Annotated in this window: 15 protein-coding genes; 4 read left to right on the forward strand and 11 right to left on the reverse strand. The window is 71.9% G+C overall.

Going from position 1 to position 13,758, the window contains the following annotated elements; genetic code table 11:
* From AB0I38_RS04285 to AB0I38_RS04295, 3 genes are all read right to left on the reverse strand, one after another.
* Positions 1-270, reverse strand: a complete 270-nt coding sequence (locus tag AB0I38_RS04285) for a hypothetical protein (RefSeq protein WP_358461635.1) — start codon at positions 268-270, stop codon at positions 1-3.
* A 236-nt stretch (positions 271-506) separates the two neighbouring features.
* Positions 507-1,373 (reverse strand): alpha/beta fold hydrolase, encoded by an 867-nt coding sequence (locus tag AB0I38_RS04290; RefSeq protein ID WP_358461638.1) that lies wholly within the window; start codon positions 1,371-1,373, stop codon positions 507-509.
* A 99-nt stretch (positions 1,374-1,472) separates the two neighbouring features.
* A complete protein-coding gene (locus AB0I38_RS04295; protein WP_358461640.1) occupies positions 1,473-2,954 on the reverse strand; it encodes a pyridoxal phosphate-dependent decarboxylase family protein in 1,482 nt (493 codons plus the stop codon).
* 93 nt (positions 2,955-3,047) lie between these two features.
* On the opposite strand from AB0I38_RS04295, the gene AB0I38_RS04300 reads away from it, so the two are divergent.
* From AB0I38_RS04300 to AB0I38_RS04310, 3 genes are all read left to right on the forward strand, one after another.
* Complete coding sequence (locus AB0I38_RS04300; protein ID WP_358461643.1) at positions 3,048-3,506, forward strand: Lrp/AsnC family transcriptional regulator; 459 nt, start codon at positions 3,048-3,050, stop codon at positions 3,504-3,506.
* A 137-nt stretch (positions 3,507-3,643) separates the two neighbouring features.
* Positions 3,644-4,468 carry an SRPBCC family protein gene (locus tag AB0I38_RS04305; protein ID WP_358461646.1) on the forward strand — a complete coding sequence of 275 codons (825 nt, stop codon included), beginning with the start codon at positions 3,644-3,646 and terminating at the stop codon, positions 4,466-4,468.
* 52 nt (positions 4,469-4,520) lie between these two features.
* Positions 4,521-4,874, forward strand: a complete 354-nt coding sequence (locus AB0I38_RS04310; RefSeq protein ID WP_358461649.1) for a DUF1801 domain-containing protein — start codon at positions 4,521-4,523, stop codon at positions 4,872-4,874.
* Between the two features lie 52 nt (positions 4,875-4,926).
* Here the strand turns inward: AB0I38_RS04310 and AB0I38_RS04315 are convergent, their stop codons facing one another.
* Entirely contained in the window at positions 4,927-6,363 is a 1,437-nt protein-coding gene (locus tag AB0I38_RS04315) for an MFS transporter (protein WP_358461651.1), read from the reverse strand.
* 130 nt (positions 6,364-6,493) lie between these two features.
* On the opposite strand from AB0I38_RS04315, the gene AB0I38_RS04320 reads away from it, so the two are divergent.
* Positions 6,494-6,931: a MarR family winged helix-turn-helix transcriptional regulator gene (locus AB0I38_RS04320; RefSeq protein ID WP_358461653.1), complete on the forward strand. Its 438-nt coding sequence runs from the start codon at positions 6,494-6,496 to the stop codon at positions 6,929-6,931.
* A 103-nt stretch (positions 6,932-7,034) separates the two neighbouring features.
* Here the strand turns inward: AB0I38_RS04320 and AB0I38_RS04325 are convergent, their stop codons facing one another.
* The 7 genes from AB0I38_RS04325 to AB0I38_RS04355 all read right to left on the reverse strand — a co-directional run bounded on the left by AB0I38_RS04325 (position 7,035) and on the right by AB0I38_RS04355 (position 13,757).
* Positions 7,035-7,775, reverse strand: coding sequence for a 3-oxoacid CoA-transferase subunit B (locus AB0I38_RS04325; RefSeq protein ID WP_436838714.1), 741 nt, complete (start codon positions 7,773-7,775; stop codon positions 7,035-7,037).
* The gene (locus AB0I38_RS04330; RefSeq protein ID WP_358461656.1) at positions 7,772-8,449 is read right to left on the reverse strand and encodes a 3-oxoacid CoA-transferase subunit A; all 678 of its coding nucleotides are present in this window, start codon (positions 8,447-8,449) and stop codon (positions 7,772-7,774) included. The genes AB0I38_RS04325 and AB0I38_RS04330 overlap by 4 nt, the downstream gene beginning before the upstream one ends.
* Positions 8,450-8,496: 47 nt before the next feature.
* Positions 8,497-9,684, reverse strand: coding sequence for a thiolase family protein (locus AB0I38_RS04335; RefSeq protein WP_358461659.1), 1,188 nt, complete (start codon positions 9,682-9,684; stop codon positions 8,497-8,499).
* 71 nt (positions 9,685-9,755) lie between these two features.
* A complete protein-coding gene (locus AB0I38_RS04340; RefSeq protein WP_358461662.1) occupies positions 9,756-11,018 on the reverse strand; it encodes an FAD-dependent monooxygenase in 1,263 nt (420 codons plus the stop codon).
* Positions 11,019-11,053: 35 nt separating this feature from the next.
* Positions 11,054-11,776, reverse strand: a complete 723-nt coding sequence (locus AB0I38_RS04345) for a maleylpyruvate isomerase family mycothiol-dependent enzyme (RefSeq protein WP_358462281.1) — start codon at positions 11,774-11,776, stop codon at positions 11,054-11,056.
* Positions 11,776-12,612, reverse strand: a complete 837-nt coding sequence (locus AB0I38_RS04350) for a fumarylacetoacetate hydrolase family protein (RefSeq protein WP_358461664.1) — start codon at positions 12,610-12,612, stop codon at positions 11,776-11,778. Before AB0I38_RS04350 ends, AB0I38_RS04345 begins: the two co-directional genes overlap by 1 nt.
* Complete coding sequence (locus AB0I38_RS04355; RefSeq protein WP_358461667.1) at positions 12,609-13,757, reverse strand: cupin domain-containing protein; 1,149 nt, start codon at positions 13,755-13,757, stop codon at positions 12,609-12,611. Before AB0I38_RS04355 ends, AB0I38_RS04350 begins: the two co-directional genes overlap by 4 nt.
* Position 13,758 lies beyond the last annotated feature (1 nt).

A 13,758-nucleotide genomic window follows, 5' to 3' on the forward strand; every position in this document is an offset into this window, starting at 1 on the left:
TCAGCCCGCCCTGGCCACGGCGTGGTCTGCGAGCCGGCACAGCGACTCCCGGGCAGGGGTGCGGGGCAGGGTCGCCAACTGTTCGCGGGCTTCGGCCGCCCGGCTTCTGGCCTCCCTCAGCGCCTCGTCGACCGCCCCCGATCCGAGCGCCAGCGCGGCCACCTCGGCGATCTCCGCTGGGCACGGATCGGTGAGACCGAGGAGCTCGCGCAGCCGCTTCGCCTCGGGCGCGGTCCTGCCGAGCAGCCGGGCGGGGAATCCTCCGCACACCGTCCTCAACATCCATGCTTTCGTCACGTAGCGCCGACGGCGAGGGGATGGCGACGGGACATGCCCGGTTTTGTCTAAGGTTTGGCCAGTCGTGAGCGCCCCCTTGGGAGGTACGCCGGACTGTTGTACGGCGGTCGACACCGTGGATCCACTTCGCCGACCGAGCGTGCCGGCGATGGCCCCGCCGGACGTGTGGCGGGGCCATCGGGGTGCCAGGTGCGCTGGATCGGGCCGTCTCAGCCGGCCAGGACCTGGCGGAGGGTGACGGCGAAGGCGTCCGGGTCGCCCTTCATGCCGAAGTCGCCGTCGAGGAAACCGCCGTGGTGACTGGGGAAGGTCACGGGCGTCGTGCCGAGCCGCTCGGCGACCGCCACGCCCGCGCGGTGGGCCATCTCCCCCTCCGACTCGGCTCCGACGCCGATGACGACGCGGGTCGACGCCGTGCGCAGCGCCTCGAAGTCATGCTCGTGGTGTGTGCAGCTGATGAGGTTCTGCGCGAACAGCGCGTCGTCCCGGGAACCGTCGTCCTCCGCCGGCAGGCCGAAGTCGCCCGGGCTCGGAGTCGGCCGTCCGGCGAGATCGGCCGGGATCTCGCCCCGCAGGCTGCTGACCGCGATGAACTTCACCATCGCCGGCCCGAACCCCTCGCGCTCGTACGTCCGGCGGACGTCCGCGACCGCGGCCATCGCCTGCTCACGGTCCGGCAGCACCTGGGCGGCCGGCGGCTCGTGGGCCACGAGGGTGCGCACCTGCTCCGGATGCCGGGCCACCAGCGCCAGGGCGTTGACCGCGCCGCCGCTGCTGGCGAAGATGTCCACCGGCCCGCCACCGAGCGCGGTGATCAGCCGGTGCAGATCGTCGGCGTGCTGGTCGGGCGTCGATTCGGCGGCGCCGTCGGTCCGCTCGCTCCGTCCGATCCCGCGCGGGTCATAGGTCGCCACCGTACGGTCCCGGAAACGCTCGGCCAGGCCGGCGAACCCGGTGGCGTCCATCGGCGATCCGATCATCAGCAGAATCGGCTCGGCGCCCGCCTCGGCCTCGCGTACGTCGTAGTGGAGGATGCCGCCGGGCACCTCGAGGGTATGGCTCTTGGGCTCGCTCACGTGTGGTCTCCGTTCCGATGTTTTGCCATGTGGACCATCGGGAGCGGCGAAACTGATCGACCGGCCGGCTCCTGACAGGGACGTCGAGCTTAGGCTTGGTTATCGCTCACATGTTCGACTGCGATCGACTGTACCATTTCTCAGGGATCCGCGGGCGCCCAGGATCGCCCGTACCGAGCGGTCGACGTCGTCCTCGGTGGTCGACCAGTTGGAGACCGAGACGCGCATGGCGTAGCGGCCGCGCCAGATGGTGCCGCCCAGCCAGCAGGTGCCCTCGCGCTGGACCGCGTCCACCACGCGCCGCGTCAGCGTGTCGTGGTCGCCGTCGTCCGCCCGGAAGGCGACGAGCACCTGGTTCAGCGTCACCCGGTTCAGCACCTCCACTCCGGGGACCTCGCGCAACCGCTCCGCGAAGCGCCGGGCGAGCTCGCAGGTGCGCTCCACCAGGTCGGCCACCCCCTCTCTGCCGAGGGCGCGCAGCGCCGCGTACACCGGCACGGATCTGGCCCGCCGCGACCACTCCGGGTTCCAGTCGATCTGGTCGCGGGTCTGCTCCGACAGCACGACGTACGGGGCCGCCGCGGCGGAGATCCCCATCGCGGCGCGGTGGCTCGCCGGATGGGCGCAGAGCGCGATGCCGCAGTCGAAGGGGACGTTCAGCCACTTGTGCGCGTCCGTGGACCAGGAGTCGGCCAGTTCCAGCCCTGCGGGGCGCAGCCGCCGGCTGGCCGCGGCCCACAACCCGATCGCGCCGTCCACGTGCACCCACGCTCCTGGAGCGTGTTCGCGGGCCAGCGCGCACGCCTCGGCGATCGGGTCCACCGCGCCGGTGTTGATGTTGCCCGCCTGCAGGCAGATGATGGCCGGATGGCGGGTCTTGTGTAGTTCGTCCCGGAGGGCGGCCGGGTCGACGGCGCCGTCGGCGTCGCACGCCAGGTCGCGGACGCCGCCAGAGCCGAACCCGAGGAAGCGCAGCGCCCGGTCCACGCTGGCGTGCCGCTCGGCGGAGGCGAGGATCGTCACCTCCGGGGCTCCGGTCAGGCCCCGTTCCGGCACGTCCCAGCCGTGCCGTTCAAGAAGGTGGTGCCGGGCCGCCGCGAGTCCCGTGAACGTCGCCATCTGGCCGCCGGTGACGAAACCCACCGACGATTCGCGCGGCAGGCCGTACAGCTCTACGAGCCAGCGCGCGCAGACCTCCTCGATCACTGACGCGGCCGGGCCGGGCGTGTAGGCGGCGGCGTTCTGGTCCCAGGCGGAGACCATCCAGTCGGCGGCCAGCGCGACGGGCAGGCTTCCGCCGATCACGAAGCCGAAGTAGCGCGGGCCGGGGCTGGCCACGGTCCCGCGCCTGCCGGCCTCGGCGAGCAGGTCGATCACCTCGGCGGGATCGGTGGGGCCGTCCGGCAGCGGGGCGTCCAGCAGGGCGCGGAGCTCGGCGGGCTCGGCTTCGGCTCCGGCGCGGCGGCCCCCGAGCCCGTGGAGGTGGGCGAGCGCGTGAAAACCCGCCCTGCCGAGCAGCCCTTCAGTGGTTCTGACGGGACTCTGCTCTGGTGCCGGACGGCGCGGCCTCTGGCTTGTCATACTCGAAGCCTACGAAGGCGAATACCGCCTCCTGAAGACAATCAAGTCGGGATAAATCCTGTTCCGCCAGCGGAATGACGGTAATTTTCAAATGTGACGATCGAAGTGGCATTAGACCTGATTGACCGGCAGATCCTGCGCGAACTACACGAGGACGCCCGGCTGAGCGTGGCCGGGCTGGCCCGGCGGGTGTCGCTGAGCCGCCCCGCCGTGGCCGACCGTCTTCGCCGGCTGGAGGACACGGGAGTGATCACCGGCTACGGCGTTCGCGTCGACGCGGCCAAGCTGGGGTTCGAGCTGCAGGCCATCGTGCGCGTGCGCACCCACGACCCGTCCGGGAACGCGCTCGACCGGATGCTCTCCCAGATCCCCGAGGTCGTGGAGTGCCGCCACGTCACCGGCGAGGACTGTTACGTGCTGACCGTGTGGGCCCGGTCGATGGCCGAGCTGGAACGCGTCTGCACCCACCTGGCCACCGCCGGCCGCACCACCACCACCCTGATCTTCTCCACCCGCATCCACGACCGCATCCCCCTGGGCCCCGAGGTCTAGGAGGCGAGATCGTGGCCGCCCGACGTGGATCACGTCATTGACAAAGTTTATTTTTACGTACAAACTTTTCATATCAATGCGAGGCGGCCTGCGCCCGAGCTGATCGCGCGGCTCCACCTCCCTCTGAAGGGAAGACCATGACCCAGCCCTTGACGATGAGCGCCCGCGTCTCCGCACCGGCCAAGACCGTGCACGAGGCGTTCACCGACCCCGTTCAGATGCGCGTCTGGCTGGCCGAGCACGCCGAAGCCGAGCTGCCGGACCGCTACGCCTTCTGGGGCCGCCACACCCTGGAGGGCGACGCCCCCCGCCAACGTCCGCTCCACGTCGACGACCACACGCTGCGCTTCGCGTGGCCGCTGGCGGGCAAGACGACCACCGTGGAGATCGGCCTCCGGGAGGAGACTCCCGGATCAACCGTCGTCACGGTGTCGCAGACCGAGTTCGACTTCTCCCATCCGGGCAGCCTGGGCACACTGCAGACCTTCTGGGCGCTGTCGATCGCCAACCTGGTGGACCACCTCGAAGGCCGCCCCCTCACCCCCAAGCCCGACTACACCTCGAACGAGCTGCGCGCGGACGTGCTCCTCGCCGCGCCGCCCGCCGAGGTGTACGACTCGCTGGTCGACGGGGCCCAGGTGAGCCGCTGGTTCGGTTTCCCCGTCGACATCGACGCGCGCGTGGGCGGACAGTACGGCCACGGCGGCAGGATCCTCGACCTGGACCCGGGCCGGGCGCTGTCCATCGACTGGGCGGGCACGGGCGTGTTCACCTGGGAGCTGGCAGGCTCCGGCGGCGGCACCCGGCTCACCCTGGCGCGCAGCGGCTTCGACGCCGGCCAGCCGCCCTACGCGGCCTGGACGGGCGAGCTGTGCGCCGTCGCGGAGCTGCGCCGCTTCCACGAGCTGGCCGACTGGCAGCCGATCTGGCTCCACGACGAGCACGACTCCACCGCCGGGTGAGCCCGCCCCGCCTCCGCGACCCGACCGGCCGCATCCCTGAATCGGAGAGACCTTGAGCAACCAGGCTGTCGACGAATACGTCAGGACCCGGGTCGCGCCCGCCCACCAACCCACCGTCGAGGCCCTGCGCGAGCTGATGAGGCAGCACGCGCCCGAGGCCCAGGAGGTGATCACCTACGGCTCTCCCGCCTGGCGGGGCAACAGGATCCTGGCGATCATCAGCGTCAGCAAGACCCACATCACGCTCGCCTTCGAGCGTGGAGTCGAGTTCGCCGACGCGCATGGCCTCCTCAACGGTTCCGGGAAGAGAACCCGGCACGTCAAGATCAAGAATCCAGAGGACGTCGATCACGAGGCCCTGCGTGACTACATCAACCAGGCCGCCGAGCTCGACCAGCGATCCTGAGGATCTGCCGACGGCAGGCCGGCGCGTCCGTGACGATCAGGCACGCCCGCCGTCAGTGGCGCGCGGCGGGAGCGGGGGCCTCGGCGTGCGCCTCGGGCTGCTCGGCCCGGCGTGGAAGGGCCAGGGTGATCGCCGCGGCGGACAGCGCGGCGCCGCAGCCGATGAGCATGCCGACCCGGAAGCCGCCCTCCGAAGGCACCACCGCCGGGCCGAACCGGATGGTCATCTGCGATAGGACGAGGCCGATCACGGCCGCCGAGGTCGTGGTGCCGATGGACCGCATCAGCGTGTTGAAGCTGTTGGCCGCGGCGGTCTCCGAACGCGGCACGACGCCCATGATGAGGGCCGGCATCGAGCCGTAGGCGAAGCCGATGCCGATGCTGCAGACGCAGGTGATGACCAGCATGCCCCAGGGTGAGCCGAGCAGGACCATGGAGGAGCCGTAGCCGAGCGCCATGATGAGGCTGCCGGTGATCAGCGTGACCTTGGGGCCGCGGACGGCGGACAGCCGGGCGCCGACCGGTGAGACGAGCATCATCATCAGGCCCGAGGGCGCCATCCACAGGCCGGCGGCCAGCATCGACTGGCCCAGGCCGTGGCCGGTGGCCTTCGGAAGCTGCAGGACCTGCATGATGATCAGCGCCTGGGCGTACATGGCGAAACCGACCACGATCGAGGCGAGATTGGTAAGTAGGACCTGACGCCGGGCGGTGACCCGCAGGTCGACCAGCGGATCGTCGTTCCGCAGCTCCCACCAGCCCCACGCGAGCAGGACGACCGGCGCGGCGCCCAGCAGGCCGAGCGTGGTGCCGCTGGTCCAGCCCCAGTCGGCTCCCTTGGACACACCCAGCAGCAGGCACACCAGCCCGGCGCCCAGGCCGAGCGCGCCGACGACGTCGAGGCGTCCCGGGGTCCGGGCGGGCGTGGGCGGCACCAGCGTGCCGATCAGCACGGTCACCAGCACGCTGAGCGCGGCCGTGCCCCAGAACAGCACCCGCCAGCTGGCGTACTCGGCCACCCCGGCCGCGAGCGGCATCCCGAGCGCGCCGCCGATGCCCATGGAGGAGCTCATCAGCGCGATGGAAGGGCCCAGCCGCTCGGGCGGCAGCAGGTCGCGCAGCGCGCTGATGCCCAGCGGGATCAGGCCCATGCCCATGCCCTGCAGGCCACGGCCCACGATCATCGGCGCGAGGGAGCCGGAGAGCGCGCAGATCACACAGCCCACGATGAGCGGCACCGAGCAGACGAGCATCATGCGGCGCTTGCCGTAGAGGTCGCCGAGCCGGCCGACCACCGGCGTCGTGACGGCTCCGGCCAGCAGCGTGGCGGTGAGCACCCAGGAGGCGTTGGACGCGCTGGTGCCCAGCAGCCGGGGCAGCTCGCCGATCAGCGGCACCACCAAGGTCTGGGTGAGCGAGGCGACGATGCCGGCCACCGCCATCACGATCACGATGCCGTGAGGACGGGTACCGGTCGTGGAATCCTCCACGCGAACTCCCTCATTCTTCAGCCGACACAAACGATGTGCACTCTACATATGACGTGTGACTTGCACATAATATGGGCGTTACACATCGCAAGGCAGTCATGCAGGCGTGCGCCGAGGGAGAAGGACTGGCATGGACAAACCCACGCATCTGATCGAGTACGAGACGATGCTGCTCGGGCGCTACCGCCACGTCGACCGCAGCGCCTACACCCTGCTCAGCCGCCTGCGGATGGAGGGCCCGATGTCCATCGGGCAGCTCAGCGACGCGTTCTGCCTGGACGTCTCCACCCTCAACCGCCAGACCACGGCTCTGCTGCGCGACGGGCTGGTCGAGCGCATCCCCGATCCCGAGGGGGGCATGGCGCGCAAGTTCCGCCTCACGGCGGCGGGCGAGCGCCACCTCGACGAGGAGCACGCCAGGAACATCCGGGGCCTGGAGAAGGTGCTGGCCGAGTGGTCGCCCGAGGACGTCGCCGCTTTCGCCGCCTACCTCAAGCGGTTCAACACGGACGTGGAGCGCCTGGGCGGGCGGCCCTGGCCGCGCCCGGAACGATCGCGGACGTCCTGAGGGCCGGTTCTGGCCGGCGTCCTCAGAACGATCGCGGTCATCCTTGACGGCCGGTTCCGGCCGGCGTCCTCAGAACGATCGCGGACGTCCTTGGAGGGCCGTTCTAGCCGGCGTCCTCGCGGCCGCCGAGGGTGTGGAGGGTGACGTCCAGCCGGGAGGCGAGCTCCTCGACGGTCGTGCCGTAGGTCTCGGCGACGGTCACACCGTCCGGGCCGAGGTGGAAGATCGCCTGGTCGGTGTAGAGACGGCTCACGCAGGCCAGGCCGGTCAGCGGGTAGGTGCACTCCGGGACGAGCTTGGGCGTGCCGTCCCTGGCGAACAGCGTCATCATGACGAACACGTTCTTGGCGCCGATGGCCAGGTCCATGGCGCCCCCAACGGCGGGGATCGCATCGGGGGCGCCGGTGTGCCAGTTGGCCAGGTCGCCGTGCTCGGACACCTGGTAGGCACCGAGCACGCACACGTCGAGATGGCCGCCGCGCATCATCGCGAAGGAGTCGGCGTGGTGGAAGTAGGAGGCGCCCGGCAGCTCGGTGACGGGGATCTTGCCGGCGTTGGTCAGGTCGGGGTCGATCTCGTCGCCGTGCGCGGCGGGGCCCATCCCGAGCATGCCGTTCTCGGTGTGCAGGATGACGCCGGAGCCGGCCGGCAGGTGGTCGGCGACCGTGGTCGGCTGTCCGATGCCGAGGTTGACGAACGAGCCCGGCGGGATGTCGCGGGCCACGACGGCGGCCAGCTCGTCGCGGTCGAGCGGGCCCCGGCCGGTGTGCTCGACCGTCCGGTCGTCGGGGTGGCCGTCGGTCCGGCCGTCGGGGTGGCCTTCGGGGTGGATGGAGACGGTCACGCTGAGACCTCCGCTGCGCTCAGGTCGAGGATGCGGTCGACATAGACACAAGGGGTGACGACGGTCTCGGGATCCAGCTCGCCGACCTCGACGACCCGGCGCACCTCGGCGATCGTGGTCGTCGCGGCGGTCGCCATGACGGGCCCGAAGTTGCGGGCGGTCTTGCGGTAGACGAGGTTGCCCATCCGGTCGCCCACGTGGGCGGCGATGAGCGCGACGTCACCCTTGATCGGATATTCCAGCACGTGGTCGCGGCCGTCGATGGTGCGCGTCTCCTTGCCCTCGGCCAAGGGCGTGCCCGCGCCGGTGGGACTGTAGAAGGCGCCGATCCCGGCGCCGGCGGCGCGCATCCGCTCGGCGAGATTGCCCTGCGGCACCAGCTCCAGCTCGATCCGCCCCTCCCGGTACAGGGAGTCGAAGACCCAGGAGTCGCTCTGCCGGGGGAACGAGCAGATCATCTTGCGCACCCGGCCGGCCGCGAGCAGCGCCGCCAGGCCGGTGTCGCCGTTGCCGGCGTTGTTGCTGACCACGGTCAGGTCGGTGGCGCCCTGCCGGATCAGCGCGTCGATCAGCGTGACCGGCATGCCGGCCATGCCGAACCCGCCGATGAGGACGGTGGAGCCGTCCGCGATGTCCGCGACGGCGGCGCCGGGATCGGCGGTGACCAAGGTCATCGGAGTTCCTTTGCTGGAGACCCCGGGCTTCAGCCCTGGGGAGGAGGTCAAGAAGCGCTCACGTTCTCGAGGACGACGGCCAGGCCCTGGCCGACGCCGATGCAGATGGCGGCCACGCCCCACCGCGCACGCCGTTCGCGGAGCACGTGGGCGAGGGTGCCGAGGACGCGTCCGCCGGAGGCGCCGAGCGGGTGGCCGATGGCGATGGCGCCGCCCTTGGTGTTGACGATTTCGGGGTCGATCTTCCACGCGTCCAGGCAGACCAGCGACTGCACGGCGAACGCCTCGTTCAGCTCGACGGCCCCGACGTCGTCCCAGCCGATGCCGGCCCGGCGCAGCGCCCGGTCGGCGGCCTCGACCGGCGCGTACCCGAACAACTGGGGCTCCAGCGCCGAGGCGCCACGGCCCGCGACGCGGGCGATCGGGTCGGCGCCGACGCGGCTCGCGGCGGCCTCCGAGCCGAGCACGACGGCCGAGGAGCCGTCGTTGATCGGCGAGGCGTTGCCGGCCGTGATGGTGCCGTCGGGGCGGAACACCGGCTTGAGCCCGGCGAGGATCGCCGGGGTGGTGCCAGGGCGGATGCCCTCGTCGCGCGCGAGGTCGGCGCCCTCGACCGGCACGACCATGTCGTCGTAGAAGCCGGAGTCCCAGGCGGCGGCGGCCAGCGCGTGGGAGCGTGCCGCGAAGGCGTCCTGCCGCTCCCGGGAGATGGAGTAGGTCTCCTGCAACTGCTCGTTGGCCTCGCCCAGCGAGACCGTCCACTCCCGGGGCATCCTCGGGTTCACCAGCCGCCAGCCGAGCGTGGTCGAGACGGCGGTCGCGTCTCCGGAGGGGAAGGCCCGCGACGGCTTGGGCAGCACCCACGGAGCCCGCGTCATCGACTCCACTCCCCCGGCCACCACGATGTCGGCGTCGCCGCTCTCCACGGTCCTGGAGGCGATCATGGCCGCGTCGAGGCTCGACCCGCACAGCCGGTTGACCGTGGTGGCGGGCACGCTGACCGGCAGCCCGGCCAGCAGGACGGCCATCCGGCCGACGTTGCGGTTGTCCTCGCCCGCGCCGTTGGCGTTGCCCCAGACGACGTCGCCGATGGCGGCCGGATCCAGCTCCGGGACCTTGGCCAGGGCGCCACGCAGGGCGGCGGCGGCCAGGTCGTCCGGACGGACACCGGCGAGCGCGCCGTTGAACCTGCCGAACGGTGTGCGCGCCGCGGCGTAGACGAAGGCCCCACCCATGCCGTCCTCCTTTGATGTTCGCTATGCGAACAACAGTTCCGTATACGAACTTTCGTAGTTTACCCGCATCTTCACCCGGTGCTACGGGCACGAGACGGGTACATCGGGGGCAGCTCGCCGGGTGTGAGGGCGGTCGGCCCGAACAACCAGTCCACGTAGTCGTAGTCGTAGACGTCGCGGTCACGGAGCACCTCGTTGCGCCACAGCCGCTTGTCCCCGTCGTGGTGCCACAGGTCTCCCCAGGACCGTGCCGTGGTCAGCACGCGGCGGCAGTGCTCCGGGCGGACCGCGTTGTAGGCCGCCAGCGCGGCGTCCCAGTCGACGCCCGTCGGGGTTCCCGAGGCCGCGGAGCCGGTCACTCCCTGCGCGCCCACGTGCTCGGCCAGCACCCAGGCGTCCTCGATGGCCATGACCGCGCCCTGGGCGAGGTACTGCAGCGGCGGATGGGCGGCGTCGCCGGTGAGGGCGATCCGGCCCCGGACCCAGTCCGTGAGCGGGTCCCGGTCGAACATCCGCCACCAGCGGTCACGCCACATCAGCGGCAGCCCGGCCCGCACCTGGGCGCAGGTGGCCTCGAAGGCTCCGTCCAGCTCGTCCGGCGTGCCCCAGTCCTCCTCACCGGCTCGCGCCTTCGGCGACTCGAACACCGCGACCTGGTTGAACATCTCGCCGTGGCGCAGCGGGTACTGGACGAAGTGGCACCGGGGGCCGACGTAGACGACCACGTCCTTGAGCCGCACGTCGAGGTCGGCGACCCGGTCGACCGGGATGGCGCCCCGGTAGGCGACGTACGCGGAGCTGACCGGCCGGTCGTCGCTCAGGATCCGGCGGGCCACCGAGTGGAGGCCGTCGGCGGCGAGCACGATCTCCCCGAACTCCCGCCCTCCGTCGTGGACGGCGACGGCGCCGCCCTCGGCCTGCTCGTACGCGGTCACCGTGACGTCGTTGACGAGGTCCACCCCCGCCCGCCGGCAGGCGCGCAGCAGCGTGCCGTGCAGGTCGCTGCGATGGATCACCATGTACGGGAAGCCGTAGCGCCGCTCCACGTCGTGCAGGTCGAGCCGGGTGAGGACGTCCGCGTCGACGGCGTCCTTCATGACGATGCTCTCGGGGAGCACGCCGAGCGACTTGATCTCGTCGAGCAGGCCCCAGCGGTCGAGGATGCGGGTGCAGTTGGGCGCGATCTGCAGACCGGCGCCGACCTCACCGAACTCGGAGGCCTGCTCCAGCACCCGCACCCGCAGGCCCTTCCCGGTGAGGGCGAGGGCGTTGGCCAGGCCGCCGATCCCGCCGCCGACCACCACCACGTCGACGTCGTTACCGTCTTCGGACATGTCCGATGTTCCTTCCATCAGGTCGTGCCGGGGAGCTAGAGCCACCGCGGAAGCTCGGGAGCCGGCCGGTCGCCGGCGGCGGTGACGCCGTCGCTCCGCCGGCCGGAGAGGTAGGCCGCAAGGCCGGCGAGGGTGCCGGTCACCGGAGTGGGGTCGCCGGCGCCGGACACGGCCCAGGTGCCGTCGTGGCCGGCGGCGGTGAGGGTGAGCGCGGGGCCGTCTCCGGCGCCGGACCGCTTGGCGGTGATGTCGTCGATCAGGGCGGCGAGGAAGCCGGCCGGGAGGGCGTCGAAGCCCACCCCGGCGCCGAGGTCGACGGCGTGCACCATGACCTCGCGGGCGCGCATCCAGGGGATCTCCCCGGCCGGGACGGTACGGCCCTGGGCGGTGCGGACCTGGCGGGCCCACTGCGACTCGTCCAGCTCGGCGAGCCGCGCGTCCAGGGCCTCGGCCGACCGCGCGGCCCAGGCGCGCAGCTCGGCCGCCGGCCGGGTGGCGCCGGCCTCGATGTCGGCGTCGCGCCGGCCCGGGGAGGAGTACATCGGCGTCTCCTCTCCGGTCCGCGCCCAGTGCGCCAGGTTGACCAGCGCGTCGGCGTTGGCGGCGACGTGGGCCAGCAGATGCCGGCCCGTCCAGCCGTCGAGCGCCGTCGGCCGGGCCAGCCGCTCGTCCGGCGACGCGTCCAGCGCGCCGAAGAAGAGCTCGCTCCCCTGGGCCGTCCAGCGCAGGCTGTCGGCCCGGCTCCTGCTCGCGGTCATCACGCCGCCGATTCGGCGACGGTCTTCGCCTCGGAGCGTCCCAGCCCGGTGATCTCGGTGGTCAGGACGTTGCCCTCGGCGAGGTAGCGGGCGGGCTTGCGGGCGTGTCCCACTCCGCCGGGGGTGCCGGAGGCGATGACGTCGCCCGGGTTGAGGGTGATGATCGTGGAGACGTAGCGCACCAGCGCGACGGGGTCGAACACGAGGTCCGAGGTGTCGGCCCGCTGCACCACCTCGCCGTCGACGGACCCGGTCAGGGTGAGCGACGGCCGGGTGCCGCCGGGCAGTTCGTCGGGGGTGACCAGGTAGGGGCCGAACGGTGTGCTGCCCTCCCAGGTCTTGCCCTGCAGCCACATCGCGGAGCGGTACTGCCAGTCGCGCATGGTGACGTCGTTGAGGACGGCGAACCCGGCGATGGCCTCGGCCGCCTCGTCCTCGCCGGCCCGCCGCACGGTCTTGCCGATGACGACGGCGAGCTCGGCCTCCCAGTCGACCTGCCCGGACTCCGGCGGCAGCCGGATCTCGTCGTCGGCCCCGATGAGCGCCTCGGCGTACTTGGCGAACAGCGTCGGGTACTCCGGCAGCTCACGCCCCATCTCCAGGATGTGGTTGCGGTAGTTGAGGCCGACACAGATGATCTTGCCGGGGCGGGGGACGACCGGCGCGTAACCGGCGCTCTCGACCGCGCTCCCTTGCGCACGGGTGGCGTGCCCGGCCCAGTCCGGCTGGGCCAGCAGCTCGCCGACGTCGGCGAACCCGAGGTCGACCAGGGTCTCCCCCTCCACACGTACGGCCCGGGTGGCGCCGTCGGCGGTGCGGATGGTGGCGAGCTTCATGCGTTCTGTCCTTCCACGTGGGCGCGGTCGAGGCGGAGCGCCTCGAAGATCGGCCCGTCACTGAATCTGAAGAGGTCGAGGGCGCCCGAGTCGGAGTCGGACGCCGAGGCCTCGGACCGGGCCGAGAACGGCGTCCACGACGGGACCACGAACAGGTCGCCGCGGGTGACCGACCAGGACGCGTCGCCGACGGTGACCCGCCCGCTGCCGTCGAAGACCTGGTACACCGAGGAGCCGACCTCGCGCAGTGGCGCGGTCTCGGCCCCGCCGCGGATCCGGTGCATCTCCACCCGGATGGTCGGCAGCACGTCGCCGCCCGTGGTGGGGTTGGTGTAGCGCACCGCCGCGTGGCCCGGCTCGACCGTCCCGGGGTGGCCCTCGGCCTCGAGTGCGAGCTGGTCCGTCAGAGCGCGGTCGGTGTCGGCCCACCGGTAGGCCAGCAGCGGGGTGCCGGGCTGGGCGCCGGGCGCGGAGACCGGGCGCAGGCCGGGGTGGCCCCACAGCCGTTCCGACCGGGAACGCTCGGGGGTGGCGTGCTCGGCCGCGCTGATCTCGTCCCGGCCGAACTCGAAGAACTGCGCCTCGGTGACGTACTGGAACGGGATGTCCAGGCCGTCGATCCAGGCCATGGGCTTGTCGGTCGCGTTGTGGTGGGCGTGCCAGTTCCATCCGGCCTGGGGCAGGAAGTCGCCGCGGCGCATCGGCACCGGGTCGCGGCCGACCACGGTCCACACGCCCTCACCCTCGACGACGAACCGGAACGCGTGCTGGGTGTGCCGGTGCTCCGGAGCGTCCTCGCCCGGCATCAGGTACTGGATCGCGGCCCACAGCGTCGGCGTCGCGAACGGCCGGCCGCCCAGCGCCGGGTTCGCCAGCGCGATCGCCCGCCGCTCCCCGCCGCGGCCGACGGGCACCAGGTGCCCGGCCCGGTCGGCCAGGGCGAGCAGGTTGTCCCACCGCCACAGGTGCGGGACCGCCCTGGAGCGCGGGTGCGCCGGCATCAGGTCGCCGATCTCGGTCCACAGCGGGACCAGCAGCTCCTTCTCGAAGCCGTGGTACAGCTCCTCCAGCGCCGCCGACGGCGCCGGCTGGTCCGGTGAGTCGAGCACGGTGAGGCGAACCGGGGAGTTCGCGTTCTCAGTCAAG

The sequence above is a fragment of the Nonomuraea cavernae genome, from assembly GCF_040655715.1.
In the GTDB taxonomy this organism is placed as follows: domain Bacteria; phylum Actinomycetota; class Actinomycetes; order Streptosporangiales; family Streptosporangiaceae; genus Nonomuraea; species Nonomuraea cavernae_A.